This is a genomic window from Ignavibacteriales bacterium (assembly GCA_016709765.1).
GTDB lineage: Bacteria > Bacteroidota > Ignavibacteria > Ignavibacteriales > Ignavibacteriaceae > IGN3.
This window is the reverse complement of the sequence record JADJMD010000008.1, coordinates 127,110-146,403: the sequence shown is the minus strand read 5'-3', so window position 1 is coordinate 146,403 and position 19,294 is coordinate 127,110. Positions and strand designations below refer to the sequence as shown.

The 19,294-nt window shown below is 32.0% G+C and carries 25 protein-coding genes; 17 read left to right on the top strand and 8 right to left on the bottom strand.

Annotated features, from left to right (window positions below):
- Positions 1 to 13 precede the first annotated feature (13 nt).
- The 5 genes from kduI (at position 14) to kduD (ending at position 4,529) form a co-directional block, all read left to right on the top strand.
- Positions 14 to 847 (top strand): 5-dehydro-4-deoxy-D-glucuronate isomerase, encoded by an 834-nt coding sequence (gene kduI / locus IPJ23_02075; GenBank protein MBK7629508.1) that lies wholly within the window; start codon positions 14 to 16, stop codon positions 845 to 847.
- Positions 848 to 900: 53 nt separating this feature from the next.
- Positions 901 to 1,884, top strand: coding sequence for a TRAP transporter substrate-binding protein (locus tag IPJ23_02070; protein MBK7629507.1), 984 nt, complete (start codon positions 901 to 903; stop codon positions 1,882 to 1,884).
- A complete protein-coding gene (locus tag IPJ23_02065; GenBank protein MBK7629506.1) occupies positions 1,881 to 2,384 on the top strand; it encodes a TRAP transporter small permease in 504 nt (167 codons plus the stop codon). The genes IPJ23_02070 and IPJ23_02065 overlap by 4 nt, the downstream gene beginning before the upstream one ends.
- Positions 2,385 to 2,398: 14 nt before the next feature.
- Positions 2,399 to 3,697 (top strand): TRAP transporter large permease, encoded by a 1,299-nt coding sequence (locus IPJ23_02060; GenBank protein ID MBK7629505.1) that lies wholly within the window; start codon positions 2,399 to 2,401, stop codon positions 3,695 to 3,697.
- A gap of 73 nt (positions 3,698 to 3,770) precedes the next feature.
- Positions 3,771 to 4,529, top strand: a complete 759-nt coding sequence (kduD, locus tag IPJ23_02055; GenBank protein ID MBK7629504.1) for a 2-dehydro-3-deoxy-D-gluconate 5-dehydrogenase KduD — start codon at positions 3,771 to 3,773, stop codon at positions 4,527 to 4,529.
- A gap of 61 nt (positions 4,530 to 4,590) precedes the next feature.
- Here the strand turns inward: kduD and IPJ23_02050 are convergent, their stop codons facing one another.
- Positions 4,591 to 4,932: a hypothetical protein gene (locus IPJ23_02050; protein MBK7629503.1), complete on the bottom strand. Its 342-nt coding sequence runs from the start codon at positions 4,930 to 4,932 to the stop codon at positions 4,591 to 4,593.
- Positions 4,933 to 5,040: 108 nt separating this feature from the next.
- On the opposite strand from IPJ23_02050, the gene IPJ23_02045 reads away from it, so the two are divergent.
- Positions 5,041 to 5,550: a UpxY family transcription antiterminator gene (locus IPJ23_02045; GenBank protein ID MBK7629502.1), complete on the top strand. Its 510-nt coding sequence runs from the start codon at positions 5,041 to 5,043 to the stop codon at positions 5,548 to 5,550.
- A 554-nt stretch (positions 5,551 to 6,104) separates the two neighbouring features.
- Here IPJ23_02045 and IPJ23_02040 read toward each other — a convergent pair.
- The 5 genes from IPJ23_02040 to IPJ23_02020 are packed head-to-tail and all read right to left on the bottom strand — an operon-like array spanning position 6,105 to position 8,343.
- Complete coding sequence (locus IPJ23_02040; protein ID MBK7629501.1) at positions 6,105 to 6,506, bottom strand: response regulator; 402 nt, start codon at positions 6,504 to 6,506, stop codon at positions 6,105 to 6,107.
- 44 nt (positions 6,507 to 6,550) lie between these two features.
- Positions 6,551 to 6,913 carry a sulfite exporter TauE/SafE family protein gene (locus IPJ23_02035; protein MBK7629500.1) on the bottom strand — a complete coding sequence of 121 codons (363 nt, stop codon included), beginning with the start codon at positions 6,911 to 6,913 and terminating at the stop codon, positions 6,551 to 6,553.
- A gap of 20 nt (positions 6,914 to 6,933) precedes the next feature.
- Positions 6,934 to 7,134, bottom strand: coding sequence for a hypothetical protein (locus IPJ23_02030; GenBank protein MBK7629499.1), 201 nt, complete (start codon positions 7,132 to 7,134; stop codon positions 6,934 to 6,936).
- Positions 7,135 to 7,150: 16 nt separating this feature from the next.
- Positions 7,151 to 7,720, bottom strand: coding sequence for an amino acid permease (locus IPJ23_02025; GenBank protein MBK7629498.1), 570 nt, complete (start codon positions 7,718 to 7,720; stop codon positions 7,151 to 7,153).
- Positions 7,618 to 8,343 carry an amino acid permease gene (locus IPJ23_02020; protein MBK7629497.1) on the bottom strand — a complete coding sequence of 242 codons (726 nt, stop codon included), beginning with the start codon at positions 8,341 to 8,343 and terminating at the stop codon, positions 7,618 to 7,620. The genes IPJ23_02025 and IPJ23_02020 overlap by 103 nt, the downstream gene beginning before the upstream one ends.
- Positions 8,344 to 8,531: 188 nt before the next feature.
- Between IPJ23_02020 and IPJ23_02015 the strand changes: the two genes are divergently transcribed.
- From IPJ23_02015 to IPJ23_02000, 4 genes are read left to right on the top strand one after another with little or no spacing between them, the layout of a single operon-like run.
- On the top strand, positions 8,532 to 9,203 hold the full coding sequence (locus IPJ23_02015) for a corrinoid protein (GenBank protein MBK7629496.1): 672 nt from the start codon (positions 8,532 to 8,534) through the stop codon (positions 9,201 to 9,203).
- Between the two features lie 5 nt (positions 9,204 to 9,208).
- Entirely contained in the window at positions 9,209 to 9,484 is a 276-nt protein-coding gene (locus IPJ23_02010; protein MBK7629495.1) for a hypothetical protein, read from the top strand.
- A gap of 29 nt (positions 9,485 to 9,513) precedes the next feature.
- Complete coding sequence (locus IPJ23_02005) at positions 9,514 to 9,927, top strand: hypothetical protein (GenBank protein MBK7629494.1); 414 nt, start codon at positions 9,514 to 9,516, stop codon at positions 9,925 to 9,927.
- Positions 9,920 to 10,816 (top strand): homocysteine S-methyltransferase family protein, encoded by an 897-nt coding sequence (locus tag IPJ23_02000; protein MBK7629493.1) that lies wholly within the window; start codon positions 9,920 to 9,922, stop codon positions 10,814 to 10,816. Before IPJ23_02005 ends, IPJ23_02000 begins: the two co-directional genes overlap by 8 nt.
- A gap of 7 nt (positions 10,817 to 10,823) precedes the next feature.
- Here IPJ23_02000 and IPJ23_01995 read toward each other — a convergent pair whose 3' ends face one another.
- On the bottom strand, positions 10,824 to 11,864 hold the full coding sequence (locus IPJ23_01995; GenBank protein ID MBK7629492.1) for a nucleoside 2-deoxyribosyltransferase: 1,041 nt from the start codon (positions 11,862 to 11,864) through the stop codon (positions 10,824 to 10,826).
- A gap of 120 nt (positions 11,865 to 11,984) precedes the next feature.
- Here IPJ23_01995 and IPJ23_01990 point away from each other — a divergent pair, with 120 nt between their 5' ends.
- Together IPJ23_01990 and IPJ23_01985 are read left to right on the top strand one after the other, a co-directional pair.
- Positions 11,985 to 12,200 carry a hypothetical protein gene (locus tag IPJ23_01990; GenBank protein ID MBK7629491.1) on the top strand — a complete coding sequence of 72 codons (216 nt, stop codon included), beginning with the start codon at positions 11,985 to 11,987 and terminating at the stop codon, positions 12,198 to 12,200.
- A 240-nt stretch (positions 12,201 to 12,440) separates the two neighbouring features.
- Positions 12,441 to 13,793, top strand: a complete 1,353-nt coding sequence (locus tag IPJ23_01985; GenBank protein MBK7629490.1) for an MATE family efflux transporter — start codon at positions 12,441 to 12,443, stop codon at positions 13,791 to 13,793.
- On the opposite strand, the gene IPJ23_01980 is transcribed toward IPJ23_01985, so the two are convergent.
- Positions 13,790 to 15,517 (bottom strand): GIY-YIG nuclease family protein, encoded by a 1,728-nt coding sequence (locus IPJ23_01980; GenBank protein MBK7629489.1) that lies wholly within the window; start codon positions 15,515 to 15,517, stop codon positions 13,790 to 13,792. The genes IPJ23_01985 and IPJ23_01980 overlap by 4 nt on opposite strands.
- Positions 15,518 to 15,623: 106 nt before the next feature.
- On the opposite strand from IPJ23_01980, the gene IPJ23_01975 reads away from it, so the two are divergent.
- The 5 genes from IPJ23_01975 to IPJ23_01955 are packed head-to-tail and all read left to right on the top strand — an operon-like array spanning position 15,624 to position 19,294.
- On the top strand, positions 15,624 to 16,460 hold the full coding sequence (locus IPJ23_01975; GenBank protein ID MBK7629488.1) for a TIGR00282 family metallophosphoesterase: 837 nt from the start codon (positions 15,624 to 15,626) through the stop codon (positions 16,458 to 16,460).
- The gene (locus IPJ23_01970) at positions 16,432 to 17,415 is read left to right on the top strand and encodes a site-specific DNA-methyltransferase (protein ID MBK7629487.1); all 984 of its coding nucleotides are present in this window, start codon (positions 16,432 to 16,434) and stop codon (positions 17,413 to 17,415) included. The genes IPJ23_01975 and IPJ23_01970 overlap by 29 nt, the downstream gene beginning before the upstream one ends.
- 6 nt (positions 17,416 to 17,421) lie before the next feature.
- Complete coding sequence (gene folD / locus IPJ23_01965) at positions 17,422 to 18,303, top strand: bifunctional methylenetetrahydrofolate dehydrogenase/methenyltetrahydrofolate cyclohydrolase FolD (protein ID MBK7629486.1); 882 nt, start codon at positions 17,422 to 17,424, stop codon at positions 18,301 to 18,303.
- On the top strand, positions 18,300 to 19,073 hold the full coding sequence (gene deoC / locus IPJ23_01960; protein MBK7629485.1) for a deoxyribose-phosphate aldolase: 774 nt from the start codon (positions 18,300 to 18,302) through the stop codon (positions 19,071 to 19,073). The genes folD and deoC overlap by 4 nt, the downstream gene beginning before the upstream one ends.
- On the top strand, positions 19,073 to 19,294 hold the full coding sequence (locus IPJ23_01955; protein MBK7629484.1) for a hypothetical protein: 222 nt from the start codon (positions 19,073 to 19,075) through the stop codon (positions 19,292 to 19,294). Before deoC ends, IPJ23_01955 begins: the two co-directional genes overlap by 1 nt.

Sequence of the window (19,294 nt, the reverse complement as noted above, 5' to 3'; positions counted from 1 at the left end):
AAGGGAATACAAAATGGATGTAAGATATTCACCCAATCAAAATGGATTTAAAAAACTTGGAACAGATGAATTACGAAAATCTTTTTTGATTGAAGACCTTTTTCAGAAAAATAAAATGCTGATGACTTATTCTGATGTTGATAGGTCAATAACAGGTTCAGCTGTTCCGGCAGGTAAAGCGCTTAAACTCGTTGCGACAAAAAAAGAAATGGCAGCAAATTATTTTACTGAACGTAGAGAACTTGGAATTATTAACATTGGCGATAACGGTTCCGTATTAGTTAATGGGAAAGTTTATAAAATGGATAATAAAGATGGGCTGTATATAGGTCGTGGTGAAAAAACCATTGAGTTTAAAAGTAAATCAGCTAGTAAACCAGCTTTATTTTACTTCGTAAGTTATCCTGCTCACAAGACTTATCCCGATAAGCATATTAAGTTTTCACAATCAACTCCAGTAAAATTAGGCTCATCATCAGATTCAAATAAAAGAACAATTTATAAGTACATCCATCCCGGCACAATGAAAACATGTCAATTGGTTTTAGGATTGACCGAACTGGATGAAGGAAGCGTCTGGAATACAATGCCTGCCCACACACATCAACGAAGATCTGAAGTCTATATGTATTTTAATTTGAAACCTGATTCATTTGTTATACATATTCTTGGAGAAGCAACCGAAACAAGACATATAATAATAAGAAATAAACAGGCCGTTCTCTCAACTAGCTGGTCAATGCACTCAGGTGTTGGGACTCAAAATTACTCATTCATCTGGGCAATGGGTGGTGAGAATCAGGTTTTTGATGATATGGATTGGATACCAATGCAGAATCTGAAATAGTTATAATCATTTAAAGACTTAAATACTTAATTTTTTAAAAACATCTGTTTCGAATGAATTATCTAAATAAAAATTTTATTGCTGGAATATTTGTATTAATATTTTTCTCTGGCTGTGTAAAAACAACTGATATTAGAACCATTAAGATTGGGCACGGGCTTGACCAATTTCATCCTGTACACAAGGCGATGGAATTTATGGCAGGTCGAGTTGCTGAAAAATCCAATGGAAAAATTTTGATGTCAATTTATCCAAGCCAGCAGCTTGGAACTGAACGTGAATGCTTAGAGCTATTGCAAATAGGCAGTTTGGGAATGACAAAAGTTTCATCATCAGTGCTGGAGGGCTTTAGTCCAAACTTTAAAGTGTTTTCTCTTCCTTACATTTTTAGAGATGATGAGCATAAGTTCAAATTCTTTGAAAGTGATTTTGGAAGAGGACTTTTAAGAAGCACCGAAAAATTCTGGTTAAGAGGTTTATGTTATTACGATGCTGGCAGCAGAAGTTTTTATACTAAAAATAAACCTATCATTAAGCCGGATGATCTTAAAGGATTAAAGATAAGAACACAGGAAAGTCCGACTTCGGTGAAGCTTGTGAATGCTTTGGGAGGTTCTGCAACACCAATTTCCTGGGGTGAATTGTATACCGCATTACAGCAAGGTGTTGTTGATGGAGCAGAAAACAATCCACCCAGTTTTTATTTATCTAAGCATTATGAAGTATGTAAACATTATTCTCTTGATGAACATACTTCTGTACCGGATGTATTATTAATTAGTACAATTATCTGGGAAGATTTATCACAAGAAGAAAAAGTATGGATACAAGAAGCGGCAGATGAATCGTATCAGTATCAAAAAGAACTTTGGCAGATTGCAACAATTGAAGCATTAGATGAAGTCCAAAAAGCTGGAGTTAAAATTTATTATCCTGATAAAAATCTTTTTAATGAAAAAGTCCAATCTTTAATCGATGAATTTAATAGTGAACCTGAAATCTATGAACTTATTCAAAAAATAAAGGCAATCAAATGATTCTTACTTCAATTAAAAAAAATATTGACTTTATTTTAAAATGGGTTGTTATAATCATCTTTGCGATTATGACAATTAATGTGCTTTGGCAGGTGTTATCAAGATTTATTTTAGCAAAACCAAGTTCTTTTACTGAAGAGCTTGCAAGATACATGCTTGTTTGGATAGGCATTTTAGGGGCGAGCTATGTTGCAGGTCAGAAAATGCATCTTGCAATTGACTTGCTAGCAACAAAATTATCAACTCAGTATAAATCATTTCTAGAGATTCTCATTCAATTTTTCGTTTTTGTTTTTGCATTATTTGTAATGGTAATCGGAGGAATGAGATTGGTTACGATTACATTAGCATTAAATCAAATATCTGCAGCACTGCAAATAAAATTAGGATTTGTTTATCTAATCTTACCGATAAGTGGTTTATTGATGATGTTTTATTCATTCTATTTTATTTTCGAAGAGATAAACAAATTAAAACATATTGTAACTGATAAAAGATAGTTATTAGGGATGTAATGGAAATAGTAGAAATTTTAATCCTTGTAGTTTCATTTGTTGTTCTATTATCACTTGGCGTTCCAATATCTTATAGTATTGGTATATCAAGCATTTTAACAATGCTGGTTAGTATTAAAGTAATACCTGCATTAACAACAGTATCACAGCGTATGGCAACTGGGTTGGATAGTTTTGCACTTCTTGCAATACCGTTTTTCATCTTAGCCGGTCAATTGATGAACAGTGGCGGTATAGCCAGAAGGTTAATTGATTTCGCCAAAATTCTTGTTGGTAGATTACCAGGAGGTTTAGCATTTGTAAACATACTTGCTGCTATGTTGTTCGGTGCCATTTCTGGTTCTGCTGTTGCTGCTGCTTCTGCAATTGGTGGATTTATGACTCCCGTTATGAAAAAAGAAGGTTACGATCCTGCATTTGCTGCATCTGTAAATATCACTTCTGCCACAACTGGAATGATAATACCGCCAAGCAACATTCTAATTGTTTATTCACTTGCAAGTGGTGGAGTATCGATTGCTGCTTTGTTTCTTGCAGGTTATTTGCCGGGAATCTTATTAGGTGTATCATTAATGGTAGTTGCAGGCATTTATGCGAAAAAACATAATTATAGAGTTGAAAGTAGCACTACTTCAAAAGAAGGGGTTGTAGTATTCTTTAAAGCAGTACCAAGTCTTTTACTTATAATAATAGTAATTGGTGGAATTGTTGCCGGTTATTTCACAGCAACTGAGGCATCTGCAATAGCAGTATTCTATGCGTTTTTTCTCTCAGTATTTATTTATAGAGAAGTTAAGTTTAAAGACATACCTCAAATACTACTTAGCAGTGCTATAACAACCTCAGTAGTAATGATGTTAATTGCTACCTCAATGGCAATGTCCTGGGTGATGGCTTACGAAAACATACCGCAGAATGTTGCTTCAGGTTTAATTGCACTATCAGATAGTAAGATCGTAATATTTTTATTAATAAATTTGATTTTACTTTTTGTTGGAACGTTTATGGATATGACCCCAGCGGTTTTAATTTTCACTCCAATATTTTTACCTGTCGCAACTCAACTTGGAGTTGACCCAATACACTTTGGAATTATTATGGTTGTTAATCTGAGTATTGGATTATGCACTCCTCCGGTCGGCAGTGTTTTATTTGTTGGATGTTCTGTAGCTGATCTTCCAATCACGAAAGTTATTAAGCCATTAATTCCTTTTTTTATTGCTATGATTATTTCGCTGTTAATAATTACATATATACCAGATTTAAGTTTGTTTATTCCAAAATACTTTGGATATTAAAATTAATACTCGTCTATCATTTATCGTTAAATAAAGTAGTACAAATAAAAATAATACAGAGTAGGTTTTTATGATATTGGATAAATTCAAATTAGATGGAAAAACTGCAATTGTCACAGGATCAAATCAAGGAATTGGCCAGGCTTATGCTCAAGCACTTGCAGAAGCTGGTGCAGATATAATTGGAGTTTCATTTCAAAGTGATTTTACAGAAACAGAAAAAATTATTGGTGCAACAGGAAGGAAATTTAAATCATATGTGGCGGATTTTTCTGATCGTGATTCAATTTATCAATTTATCAAAGATGTAAAATCTGATTTTAATAAGATTGATATTCTTGTAAACAATGCTGGAATGATTTTACGTAAACCAATCTCAGAACATCCTGATGAATACTGGGATAAAGTAATTGATGTTAATCTTTCCGCACAGTTTATTCTTACAAGAGAATTCGGGAAAGAAATGGCGGAACGGGGCTATGGCAAAATTGTTTTCATTGCTTCATTACTTTCTTTTCAAGGTGGAATTACTGTCCCGGGTTACGCTGCATCTAAGGGTGGAATAAAACAATTAACTATGGCTTTCGCAAATGAATGGGCATCAAAAGGAGTAACCGTAAATGCAATTGCTCCTGGATACATCGCGACAGAAAATACAAAAGCGCTTCGTGAGGATGCTGTAAGAAATAAATCTATATTGGATAGAATTCCTGCCGGAAGATGGGGAACACCAGAAGATTTAATGGGCACAATAATTTTTCTTTGCTCAGATGCTTCAAATTATCTCAATGGTAGCGTTGTTACGGTTGATGGCGGGTGGATGGGCAGATGAATCTTATTTCTCCTAGTAAAGATTTAATTCTTTACTACGATAATATTTTTTATTCAATACGCTATTTACTTACAGCTAAAATCAAAAAAGCTACTACTGCAAAAGACACGCCTATATAAACTCCAAGCGGTAAAACCTCCTTTAAAATTAAAAACCCCAATAGATTAGAAAGGATTATGGAAATAGCGCCAAACAATGCCATTGTTTTGCCCAATTCAATAGTTGTAAAGATATATAACTGACCAAACATGGCCACATTTCTGATAATAAAGTAAAGTAAAAACCAAATCGATAAAAAAGCTGAAAACTTAAAGCCATATTTAGTCATATTAAATCTGGCCAATAAATCGCTTCCTGTAAAAAGCAATTGGGTAATAATTATTATTAGTATTGAAAATTTCATAAATATCTTTATCTTTTTAATAAATATAATTTAATCAATCGTTAATTTATAGTTATGATGATGTTAGTATTAATTATTTTTAATAATTAATTGTTTTAGTAGACATATATGACAGATAAACAAATCACTAAATATTGGTATGTCCTTTACACTCATTCTCGTTGTGAGTTTAAAGTTGAAGAATCGTTCAAGGCTCAAGGTATCACAGTCTTTCTACCTGTAAAAAAGGCTATAAAAAAATGGAGTGATAGAGCAAAAGAAATCATCTCGCCTTTATTTACTGGTTATATTTTTATAAATGCTACAGAAAAAGAAAGACTAATCTCACTTGAAAATAAGCAAGTAACACGATGTCTATCAGACGCAGGTAAACCTTCAATTGTACCAGACTGGCAAATAGAAAATTTACAAAAAATGATTATTGTAAATCCTAGAATAAATGTTATCGACGGTTTTTATAAAGGGACATTAGTTGAAATAAATTCTGGACCTTTTAAAGGCATTCGAGGGGTGATTGTTAATATTGATAATAAAAGCCATTTGGCGATTTCTATAGAACTCATAAACAGAACAGTACTTGTCCATTTAAATAGTGAGACATCGATTAATAAATTATGAGTAATCTTTGAGTTTATTATGATTATATTTTTTGCTTGATCTTGATAAAATTTTTTTACAATAGTTGGAAATTAAAAAACATTCATCCCTCAATTAAAACGCTTTAAAACACAAATATTATCCCTGTTTGAAAATTTAAAAATCAGCAAAAAGCAGATTGATTAATGTAACATCACCCCTCGATAATGAATAATTTTACGAGTAGTAAAATTATTTAACAATTAAAAATTTATTACAATTTTATTGTAATTATTTTCCCTTTTAATATTTGTAAATGCCGTAAATCGAAATTGAAAATAGGGTGGTGCAGGTAACTTCTCGGATGTTCAGAAGCTGGATAATCTTCTAACCGCATAGTTTAAACATAAATTTAATTGATATAGCCATCGATGATGGCTATTTTTTTATCTAATATTTTGCATAATAGATGGAGACATTGTAAGGAGGTGTAATAAAAAAGGTAATTTTAGATTGAAATTAAAAGAAATATGGACAGAATAGAAAGTCCCACCCTCTCCGCAAATTTTGGTTTATTGGGGGATTACTATTATTTATTAATCCATCTTCTCAATATCATTTACAATTTTTCCTAATAGATGTAATAATTGTTGTTTTGTAAAAGGTTTTGATAAATAATGTGAACATCCTGCACTTAAAATCTTTTCTCTATCACCAGAAAGCGCATAGGCTGTTATTGCAATTATTGGTGTGTTTTTATATTCAGAGGTTTTTCTAAGTTTTGCTGTAACATCTAATCCACTCATTTCTTTTTTTAGTCCAATGTCCATTAAAAAAATATCAAAATGATCATCAACGGATTTCTTTAGTGCTTCATCCCCTGATCGTGCAGCTTCAATCTCATATTTGTCCTTAAGAAAAGATGAAATCATCTTAATATTAAGTTCGTCATCTTCAACTATAAGAATTTTAATATTTCTTTTTAGAGTTAATTCCATTTAATCTAGTTGGTTCAATTTTACAAATTATTAATTATACATCACTACTTTGAAAAAAACATTTTTATTGATATTAAAAATAAAGATACTGCAAATATTTTTTGAAGAACATTTTGAGATAGATTTACGGCTAATTTAGCGCCTAACCAGCCGCCAATTATAAAACCCACACAAATTAGTGCGGCGATTTTTAAATCAACAAATCCTTGTTGATAGTATGCATAAGCTGCAAGTATTCCAATTGGCGGAACCATTAGGGCTAAAGTTGTACCTTGTGCTTGCTGCTGAGATAGTCCAAATAAAAAAACTAAAGCTGGTACAATTATTACACCGCCGCCTAAGCCAATTACACCGCTAAATGTTCCAGCTAATAACCCAAGAATTATAAATAGAACTTCTTTTGGCATGTAAACCTCTAAATTTTAGATCAATTATTATTGTTTTTTTTGTTTTTTGCAATTCTCCAAAAGTACAATGGCAGACCTAATAAAATGAGAAGAGATCCCATTGCAGCATTTTCATAATCAGAAATTAAAGTATTTAAAAGAAACAAAAATGAAAAGATCACAAAAATCATTGGTGTGTAAGGGTAACCCCAAACTTTATATGGTCTATGAACATCGGGCATTTTTTTCTTAAAACTATTACTCCATAAGCGCCAAGCATATAGAATAACCATCTGCAAACATTACGTAATCTGTAATTGTATCAAAACTACCGGAAAGAACAAGCAGACAAGACCATAATCCTTGAGCAACGAGTGAAGTGTGCGGTGTTGCAAATTTTGGATGAATCTTATCTAAGCTCTTAATAAACATATTGTTTCTTGCCATAGCAAAACAAACTCTTGCAGTTGCAAGTATGCTTCCATTAAGTGCTCCAAAAGTTGAAATAATTACAGCTATTGAAATTAATGCTGCACCGCTTGATCCAAAAACTACTTCTGCAGCTGATGCGGCAACTAATGGTGATTTTGCCATTATATCAATTGGAAGTACATACAGGTAAGCTGCATTAATTAGCATATAAACTACTATCACTATCAGCGTACCAAATAACAATCCAAGCGGAACATTTCGCTGAGGCTGCTTAATTTCGCCTGCTACAAATGTTAAATTATTCCAACCATCGTAAGCCCAAAAGCACCTGCAATCGCCAACCCCAATACAGTAAATAAGTTTGATGAAATTGCATTTGGAATTACGAATCCGGATGACAAATTATTTATACTGCCAACACCACTTGTCAATAAAAGTACAGATAACAGAACCATTGAACCAATTTTTATATATGTAATTAATGTTTGAACAGCTCCACCAAACATCACGCCTACATAATTGATTCCCGTTAAAAATAGAATACAAATGATAGCAGATAACTTTGCACCATACTCCGCAAGAGGGAAAATGTTTCCAACAATTGGTATATAAAAAGAAAAATTCTGTAGAGAGGCTGGTAAATTAGGAAATTTAACGAAGTAACAAATATATTCACCAAACACGTAAGCGATTGCAGCCTGTGCACCCGTTTGGATTACAGCAAAAACAGACCATCCGTACAAGTAGGAAACAAAATTTCCATACATTTTCTGAAAGTAAACATACTGTCCGCCGGTTGCATCTATCATACCAGCAACTTCTGCGTTACAAAGCGCTCCAATAAAAGTAATGATACCGGCAACTAACCATACAATAAGAAGCAATTCTGGTGACATCAGTTGACCAGCCATTGTTGCTGGCTTTCTGAATATACCTGAACCAATCATTGAGCCTGCAGCAATCATAATGGCGGCAGTTAATGTTAATCCGCGAACAAGTTCTGTTTTGGGTTTATTCATTTGGCTGGATTTTGTAGATGATTAAGATGTTTTCTCCGGTTGATAATATCTAAAGAATAAATTGTGCATGAACATAATTAAGTTTTTTAAAAGGAACAATCGTTAAATAAAAATAATATTGAATTTCCAATCAATAAAGTAATGTTTATTTTTACCTAAGAACAAATAACTATTATAAAAAAATTATTATGCAAGAAACACTTCATCAACTAAGCCTTTGTATCGAAAAGGGAAGAATAAACAAAGATTCAAATTACCCAACAGATATGAAAGGACAATTCGGTGCGGTGGAATTAACTCAACAAGCTTTAAGCGAAGGTATATCTGCACAAGATGTTTTGAATATTGGCTTCTTAACCGGGATGAAAAAAGTCGGTGATAAATTTAAAGATGGAAAAATATTTCTACCTGAAGTTCTCATCTCGGCAAAAGCAATGAGAAATTCAATGGAATTATTAAAACCGTATTTCCAATCAGGGGAAATAAATTATAAAGGTAAAGTAATTATGGGTACTGTTACAGGCGATTTACATGATATTGGGAAAAGTATTGTTAAAATGGTTTTAGAGGGAGGTGGCTGGCAAGTTATAGATTTAGGGACAAATGTACCGGCGGAAAAATTTATTGAAGCCATAAAAACTAACTCTGTTAAAGTAGTTGGATTAAGTGCTTTACTTACAACCACTATGCAAAATATGAATGAGATTATTCGAAAAATAAAATTAGAAACAAAAGATGTTTTTGTAGTTGTTGGCGGTGCACCTGTTACAAAAGTTTTTGCAGATTCAGTAAACGCTGATGAGTATTTCCCTGACCCACAAGGAATGCTTGATTATCTAAATCTGCATATAAAAATTTAATATTCATGGATGGTATAATTCAAATAAAAAAATCTATAGTAAAGGAATTTGAATTCAATTATGAAGCTTGTTCAATAACTGAAGATAAAATTATTGCATTACTAGGTTATGATTCTGATTGTGTTCCCGAACCAGTGTCTGAAACTATCCATTCAATAATTAAAGAAATTCCTAATCGAGTACGATTAAAAAGCGGTTATAAAATTTTTAATCCAAGAAAAGTAAAAATTGAAGATTATCATTTTATAATAGATAACAGAAATTTTAATTGTAAAAGATAATTTATGCTCAATTAAAAGATTCTGAAACGATGACTTTTATTGTTGCATCCATTGGTGAAGAAATAGAAAAGTTATCCAAACACTTTATGGATAATAATGAAATGTTAAAAGGATATTTAATTGATAAAATAGCATCAGAATTGGTTGAACAGCTTGCTGATAAAACTCAATTAGTACTTGAAAATGAATTAGATGAATTTGAATTAAAAGTAACTAATCGTTATAGTCCTGGTTATTGTGGATGGAATGTTGCAGATCAAAACAATTTATTTTCTCTTCTCCCTTTGAACTTTTGTGGAGTTTCCGTAAATCAAAACTCAATGATGATGCCGGTTAAATCCGTTAGCGCAGTAATTGGTGTCGGAAAAAATGTTGAGAAAAAAGAATATGAGTGCTCAATTTGCGATATAGAATTTTGTTATAAGAGGGAAAGAAATGCATAAGATTTCAGATATTGTAAGTAACGACATACTGCTAACATCCGATGGAGCTTGGGGAACTTATCTATTCAAAAAAGGATTGGTAAATGGAAGTTGTCCTGAGGAGTGGAATCTTACACATCCAGACGATGTTTTTGATATTGCTAACAGTTATGTACAAGCTGGCGCAGATATAATTTCAACAAATAGTTTTGGCGCAAATTCATTTAAGCTTGCTCAATACAATCTTCAAGATAAGCTTGCTGAAATTTGTAAGATTTCGGCAGAGATCTCTCGAAAAGCTGCAGGTAAGAACAAATTTGTAATGGCTTCACTTGGGCCAACTGGTAAATTTTTAATTATGGGTGATGTTACTAAAGAAGAATTGTATAATTCATTTGCGAGACAGGCAACTGCGTTTGAGAGTGGTGGCGCTGATGCCGTTTGTATAGAAACTTTTTATGATTTAGATGAGGCTGAGCAAGCGATAAAAGCTGTTAAAGAAAATACTTCATTAGAGGTAATTTGTACTTTTACATTTGATAAAACTGAGACCGGGATAAAAACTCTAATGGGAATCACTCCTCAAGCAATGGCAGAAAAATTAATTATTTGTGGTGCTGATATTATTGGTGCAAATTGTGGTGCCGGATTTAAGGATATGATTGAAATTGTAAAAAATATAAGAGAGGTTTCCAGTGTAATTCCAATAATAATTCAAGCCAACGCGGGTTTACCGATAATAGAAAAAGGAAACTTAATTTATTCTGAAACTCCAGAGATAATAAAAGAAATTATTCCTGAAATCATCCAAGCAGGTGCAAATATTATCGGCGGATGTTGCGGTACAACTCCGGATCATATTAAAGTAATTTCTGAAATTATTAATGAGTATAACCTTAATCGGTCTTAATGGAAAATTAAAGATTAGAATTAATTTCTTTAACAGTTTCAATCATAGCCATATAATTTTCAAGTTTAACGTATTCCGGAATAGAATTTCCTGATCCTACGCAGTAACCACCATTTAAACCAGCTTCTTCAATATTCTTATAAACATTATTTTTTATTTCATCCGTTGTTCCCCTGGAAAGCAAATCAACATCAATATTTCCAATAAGGCACAACTTATTTCCATATCGCTTTTTTACATCAGCAATGTTCATCGCCTTTGGTTCTATTGGATGAATTGCGTCTACTCCGCAATCAATTATTTTATCAATCACATCATATAAAATTCCATCTGAGTGGAATATAAAAGGTTTGTTATATTTTTTTGCTAAATCACCAATTTTTATTAACCAAGGGAAAAAATATTTATCAAGAATAGCGGGAGAAACCATAAGACTATTTGTATATGCAATATCATCACTGTACCAAATTGCATTTACAACATCAGACTGTGCAAAATATTCAAACATACATAATACTCGCTCGCCCAAATGATCATTAAGTGTCTTAACGAGATCTTCATTTTCAAATAATGCAATGGAAAACGATTCAAATCCCATCATCTCCCATGTCATTGTAAAAATATCTCCGTATTGTCCAACAACACCCATTCCATCGGGTAATATTGATTTGATTTTTTCGAAATTTGAAAAATCAAAATCAGAGATTGATGGAAACACATATTTCTGAAAGTCATCCAAATTTGAAATCACACCGTTATTTTCTGAAGCCCATTTTCTAAAAATAGTTCCATCATCGTTGTATGAAACATTATTGCCTAATCCTATTCTCATTGGGTTGAAATCCGCTTTTGGCTGAAGTTTTACATAATCATATCCTGCTTGATGCCAAAACTGAATTTCATCTTTTAGGTTTAAAATACTTTTTGAAAGGAATTGTTCTTTTATTTTTGGATGAACACCAAGTTCAGCAAGTGGGTAGTAGTTAACTTTTTCTTTTCTTAATGTATTTAAAAATGCATTGATATTTGGACTAACGATTTTTGACATATTCTTGTAAATCAATTTGTGTTGATCAAAAATAAAAATTATTTAATTGTTACAACTATTGATTTTTAGATTATTATTGATCAATTTCACTAATATCAAAACAATAATATGAGAAATTCTATGTTTCGTGTTTTATTATCTTTCACTTTAACATTGTTTTTATTTGCTGGTTTAATTGGTACAGTTAATATTATGTTTAGCTCATCAAACATAGATGATTACAATGTGGTAGCTCAAGTGTCTGAAAAGAAAGATAATAAACTTTCAATAAAAGAAATTGAATCAGTTACTGCTGCAGATAATTATCGATTTACTTCTTCAAATTCTCTTAGGTAATAATCTGGTTCTTTGTTCGAAACTGATTTTTTAGATTTATCCAGCTGAATTACCTTTCATCAATAATCAATTTATAACTCAATATTTTTACTCTATAATTGTCACAGATGTTATACATCTATTCCGCATAAGTGCTCCTGGTTGGTTGAAGGCCCGGTCGAAAGACCGGGTTTTTATTTTCACAATTCTTTATTTATAGCTATCCTAAACCTATTTTAAGATTCAGGAAAAATCTAAAAAATGAATCCAAAGCAATTAAAAGATATTAAAACAGAGATATCCAAAACTATCAAATTAGCATACCCCGTAATTATTGGGCAACTAGGAATAATTATGATGGGTGTTGTAGATAGTATGATGGTAGGAAGACTTGGGTCTGTTCCACTCGCAGCAGCATCTCTTGGGAACAGTTTGATTTTTTTAATTTTAATTATTGGAATCGGCAGTTCAATTGTTGTAAGTCCATTGGTTGCAATTCTTGTTGGCGGAAAGCGGTTTTCTGAATGTGGAATTTATTTTAGACAATCACTTTTAGTAAATATTATTCTTTCTTTATTGATGGTTGGAATAATTTTAATCAGTGTAAATTATATTAAATACTTAAACCAACCACCGGAAGTGATTGAATCAACAATTATTTATATGACAATCGTTGGATTTTCTGCAATTCCACTTATGCTATTTCAGACCTATAAACAATTCATTGAAGGTTTATCGATAATGAAACCTGCAATGATAATTTCACTGTTGGCAAACATTATAAATGCATTTGCTAATTGGATTTTAATTTTTGGCAAATTTGGTTTCCCGCAACTTGGTTTGGCTGGAGCAGCATGGGCAACTTTTTTATCGCGAGTTTTTATGGTTATTGTGATTATGATTTATGTTATGCGGAATAAAAAATTCAAACAATATGATGTAACATTTCATTTTCGTGGAATCAATATTCCAGTAATGAAAAAACTTCTTAGTTTAGGCCTACCAAGCGGATTCCAATATTTCTTTGAAGTTGGAGCATTTACTTTTGCTGTTATTATGATTGGATGGATTGGTTCAAATGAGCTTGCGGCGCATCAGATTGCAATAAATCTTGCTTCAATATCTTTTATGGCTGTACTTGGAATTTCACAAGCCGCAAGCATTCGAGTTGGAAACGCAATGGGTGAACAAAATATTCCAAATGTTCGCAAAGCCGGGTTTACTGCAATCGGTCTTGGCGCAGCAATTATGTCGATAGCTGGACTAACTTTTATTTTATTAAATAAATTTTTACCGACCTTATATATCGATGATAAGGCAGTAATATCGATTGCATCAAGACTAATAATTATCGCAGCGTTGTTTCAACTTTCTGATGGAACACAAGCAGTTGGGATTGGTGTTTTGCGAGGCTTAACTGATGTTAAAGGTCCTACAATTATCACATTCGTTGCGTATTGGATTATAAGTCTTCCAATTGCTTATTTACTGGCATTTAAATTTAATTTAGGAGTTGATGGTGTTTGGATAGGTTTGTTAATCGGACTTACGGTTTCGGCAATTCTTTTGACTATGCGATTTAATCATAAAAGTAAAAAGATTATCCATATCTAAAAATCATAATCATAAGTTGGATCATCTTTTACTTGAATAACTTTTTCTGTTTCTCCATTTATTTTATCAAAAGTGCGTGAAATATTTTCAAACAATTCATTTTTTGAAAAATAGTCTTTTAAATAAAAAACTTTCACTTGATTTCTATTTTTAATCAACCAGTTTAAAGTAATTTTCATTTTTTCTAAATCTTCTTCAGTTGGATTTGAGTCAGATTTAATAGTATCACTGTAGTAATCATCCAATGCTTGTTCAAACTTGTCTTTCTTATCGTGTATATATTTTTTTATATAAAACTTTCCCTCCAGCATTAACACGTAATCGTTTTCAAAACGAGAATATATTTCAAACAAAACATTAGCACGATTTACAGGCTCAGCAAGTATCGAAGATTTATGCGTTTGGTCTAAAATAAAATCAACTAAATCTTTTATCTCGGCAGCTTGCTCATACTTTTGTTTTGTAGAATAGTCTTTCATTTTATTTAACAGTCTATCCAAAGCAAATTGATTTTTTCCATAAAGAAAATCGTATATTTTTTCCAATTCATCCGAATGATCTTTTTTGTTTTTTTCTATCTCAATACATGGGCCGGTACAGCGATGAATATCATAAAGAAAACAAGTTTTACTTTTCTTAAATTCTTTATCCGTACATTCTCTAATGGCAAATGCTTTGTGTATAAATTCAATAATCTCAACTGCTCTTTTGCGTGAAATAAATAACCCAAAATAATCGTTCCCATCAAAATCAAAATGATTTGTTAACTCAATTGCAGGTGCTTTGTGAGTGTGTGTAATACGAATGAAATACTTATTGCCAAATTTTTTTAGTTGTGCATTATGTTTTGGCTCTAAAATTTTAATTGTTTCAGCTTCAGTTAGCAGTGCCGTTAGTTCACTATTTGTAATTATATGCCTTAATCTGGCCGCTTGTTTAACAATCTTTTGTGCTTTGCGCGGAGCAGAAGTTGAAAAATATGTTTTAACTCTATCACGAATTGATTTTGCTTTCCCCACATAAATTATTTCATCTTTTTTATTTGTGAAATAATAAATCCCAGGTGCATTTGGTAAAGCTCTATAATCCTCCTGAAGTTCTTTTTTTATATTTAACAGAGGAGATTCATTCAATCCCATTTGATATGAAAGTAATTCACCTACAGTCTTAATACTATCACTTTTCTGTAAGTCTTTAATCATCTTTATAAGAACTTTTGCAGTAATTTCAGCATCGCCCAAAGCACGGTGTGCATTTGTGTTTTTTAGATTTAATGATTGGGCAACAGAACTAAGCGATTTACTTTTTAAAGTAGGATAAATTTTTCGTGCAATCTTTAAAGTGCAGCAGGAGTTTTCATTAATAAATTCGCGTCCTGAAATCATAAATTCTGTGTTCAAAAATGAAGAATCAAAAGAAAAATTATGTGCGGTTAAGATTGTGTTATCAGTAAAAGAAATTATCTCGTCAACAATTTCTGAAAAAATTGGGGCACCAATAATATCATCATTACTAATTCCTGTTAACGAAGTAATGAAAGGTGGAATGTAAGTTTGTGGATTAATTAAATAATTAAGTTTATCGGTAATCTTTAAGTTCTCAATTTTAACTAAGGCTATCTCAATAACCCTATTTTTATTTGCAGATAATCCCGTGGTCTCAACATCCACAACACTAAATGCGGCTTTTTCTAATGGAATATCTAAAGGATTCTCAAATTTCATATTTAAATCTAACTGATAAAATCATTTCATTCAAAGTATTCCACTACAACTTTATTTCTCAATTACTCTCAATTTAGATATATTTCTTTTAAAGATTTAGGAAAGTATGAGTTCAATTAATTTATTATTTGTTGGGGATGTAATAGGTCAACCCGGAATGGATATTGTACAAACTTGGCTTCCGGGTTTAATCCAAAAACATAAAGCTGATTTTGTCATTGTGAATGGTGAAAATCTGTCTGATGGAAAAGGCTGTACTGATAAAGAAGGCCCAAAACTTTTTGATATTGGCGTAAATGTTATCACCGGTGGAAATCACACTTGGGATAAACATCAATCTCAAGATTATCTAAAAGCTGAACCTCGTTCGCTGCGCCCACTTAATTATCCACGTGGCACACACGGAAATGGTTATCATATTGCTGATACAAAAAAAGGAAAAGTTGCGGTTATTAGTTTACAAGGAAGAACTTTTATGACTGCAATCGAATGCCCCTTTAGAACGATGGATTGGATACTTACAAGAATTAAACAAGAAACTAAAGTTGTGTTTGTAGATTTTCACGCAGAAGCTACTGCTGAAAAAATGGCAATGGGTCTTTATTTAGATGGGAAAATTAGTGCTATTGTTGGAACTCATACACACATTCAAACTTCTGATGAAAGAATTTTACCAAACGGTACAGGCTACATCACAGATGTTGGAATGACGGGACCATATGATTCTGTAATTGGAATGAAATCCAGTGCAGCAATTAATAGATTTTTATTTGCAACACCGCAGAAGTATGAAACAGCTAAAGACAATGTTCACTTAACAGGAATGTTTTTTAAGATTGACACTGAAACTGGAAAAACTTTAGAGCTGGAAAGAATTTTCTTTCCGGAATTTGATAAAATAATTGTAGACAAAGATGCTCAATCATCCGCTGCCCAGAATTGATAAAGATGAAAAACTTAGAGAGATGCTTCTGCAATATTGCAGATTTATAGAGGGCACAGTTTGGGTTGATGAAAAACAAAGACATAAAATTGCTTGTGTCGATGTATCCAAAAGTGATGAAGTAAAAAAAACCTTTGGAAATAAGAAAACAAAATTATCAGTTCAAGATCCACCATATAATTTTATTGCTTTCACAGAAAAAGGGAATGATGATTTTATAAAGTGGTGCAGTGATTGGGTAAAATTAAATTTAGAAATATCAGATAAAAATTCCTCATTTTACTTTTGGCTCGGTGCTGACCAATCAAATCATTTTGAACCTTTTGGCGGATTTATTGAGATGATGAAATCAACAGGATTAAATTCTCGCAGCTTTATTACGATGCGCAACCAAAGAGGTTATGGCACGCAGTACAATTGGATGGCAATTCGGCAAGAGCTACTTTATTATACAAAGGGTAAACCAAATTTTAATATCAAATCAGAATACACTGATATTCCAAAAGTTTTAAAAGGATATTTTAAAGATGTTGGTGGTAGTAAAACTGAAAACCTGGAACGAAGTAAATCACAATTTATTCGTGCAGGAAATGTTTGGATAGATATACAACAGGTATTTTACAGAATGGAAGAAAATGTAAATGGTTGTTATGCACAAAAACCTATAAAATCAATTCAAAGAATTATTGAAGCTTCATCAAATAAAAATGAATTGGTTACAGATTTCTTCTCTCATTCAGGTACAACATTAATAGCAAGTGAAATGCTAAATAGAAAATGTATCACTTTTGATTACAACCCAATTTACTGCGAAATAACTTTGCGAAGATTAGAAAATTTTAGAAGTAATGGTAAAACGGGTTGGCAAAATTCAAATCCATTTTACAAGGAAATTTTAGAAGATAAAAAAATTCTAATTCACCTAAAGAAAAAATATAACATAACTTATAGTTGAGTAATTATGATTCTAATTGATGGTAAAAAAGTTGCTGCAGAAATCCGCAATGAACTAAAAGAAAAAATTACAAAGCTTAAATCTGATGGAAAAAATATTCCTGGTTTAGTGGCAATTATTGTAGGTGATGACCCGGCATCACATATTTATGTCTCAAGCAAAGGTAAAGCATGTGAAGAGATAGGGATGCTGAGTAAAACCGAAAAACTTAGCCCTGATATTTCTGAAGAAGAACTTCTGTCAATCATAGAATCTTACAATGAAAATAAAGATTATCATGGTATTCTTGTTCAACTCCCTTTGCCAAAACATATAAATGAAGATAAAGTAATTGAAACAATCTCCCCTAAAAAAGATGTTGATGGGTTTCATCCAATATCAGTGGGCAATCTTGTAATTGGAAAAGATACTTTTGCATCATGCACTCCAGCCGGCATTCAGGAATTATTGATGCGATACAAAATTGAAACAAAAGGTAAACATGTTGTAGTTGTTGGAAGAAGTAATATTGTAGGCAAACCAATTGCAAATATTATGCTGCAAAAAGCTGAAGGTGCAAATTCAATTGTTACAATTGTTCACTCAGCCGCAAAAGATATTTCTTATTACACAAAACAAGCTGATATTTTGATCGCTGCAATTGGTAAAGCAGAAATGATAAAAGCAGATATGGTTAAAGATGGTGTTATTGTTATTGATGTCGGAATTAATCGGATTGAAGATTCAACAAAACCAAAAGGTTACCGAATTGTTGGTGATGTTGAATTTGAAACCGTTTCAAAAAAGGCTTCGTTTATTACTCCTGTGCCTGGTGGAGTTGGACCAATGACAATTGCTATGTTGTTAAGTAATACTTTTAAGGCATATAATTTATATGGTGAAAAATGAATTGGAAAGAATTAGTAACTGAAGAAAATATTAAAAAGATATTGAATGATATTTCTTTGATTGAAAAATCAAACCAAAAAACTGAATTACGATTATCTACAAAAGAAATTGCCGGAATGATTGATCACACTTTATTAAAACCAGATGCAACCAGTTTAGAAATAGAACAACTTTGTGATGAAGCGATGCAGTATAATTTTGCTTCCGTTTGCGTAAACCCTTCTTATGTTTCAAAATGTTTTGAGATGATAAAATCATCAAATGTTAAAGTATGTACTGTTATTGGATTTCCATTAGGCGCAACGACCACTCAATCAAAGGTTTTAGAAGCTGAAGAAGCAATAAAAAATGGTGCTGAAGAACTTGATTTGGTAATCAATATTGGAAAATTAAAAGACAAAGATTACAATTATGTTTATAATGATATTAAATCTATTGCCGATTTATCTAAAAAACATCTATGTTCCTCAAAAGTGATTTTTGAAACCTGTTTAATTTCCGATGAAGAAAAAATTGTTGCTTGTTTATTGTCTAAAGAAGCTGGAGCAGATTTTGTAAAAACCTCAACCGGATTTTCTAAGGGTGGAGCAACGATTCATGATGTTGCATTAATGAAATTTGTTGTTGGAGATAAATTGCAAGTTAAAGCTTCTGGCGGAATTCGCTCTTATGAAGATGCAATTGAGATGATAAATGCAGGCGCAACAAGATTAGGTGCAAGTGCAGGAGTTAAAATAATAGCAGGGCAAAAGTCTGAAAGCAGTTATTAGTGGTCATTGATTTAGTTGTAATAAAAACTAATGATGGCTATACTGCTGAAGTTCCATCGATTAAAGGATGCGAATGTTGGGCTCACGATGAAGAAACAGTTATCGAAAAAATAATAGAACTAACTTCTTATTATGTAAAACTATCGCCTAAGGAATTCAGACTAGATAGAGCACGTAAAGAAGAAAATAAAATTATTTACAAACTTATTTTTAATAAATAA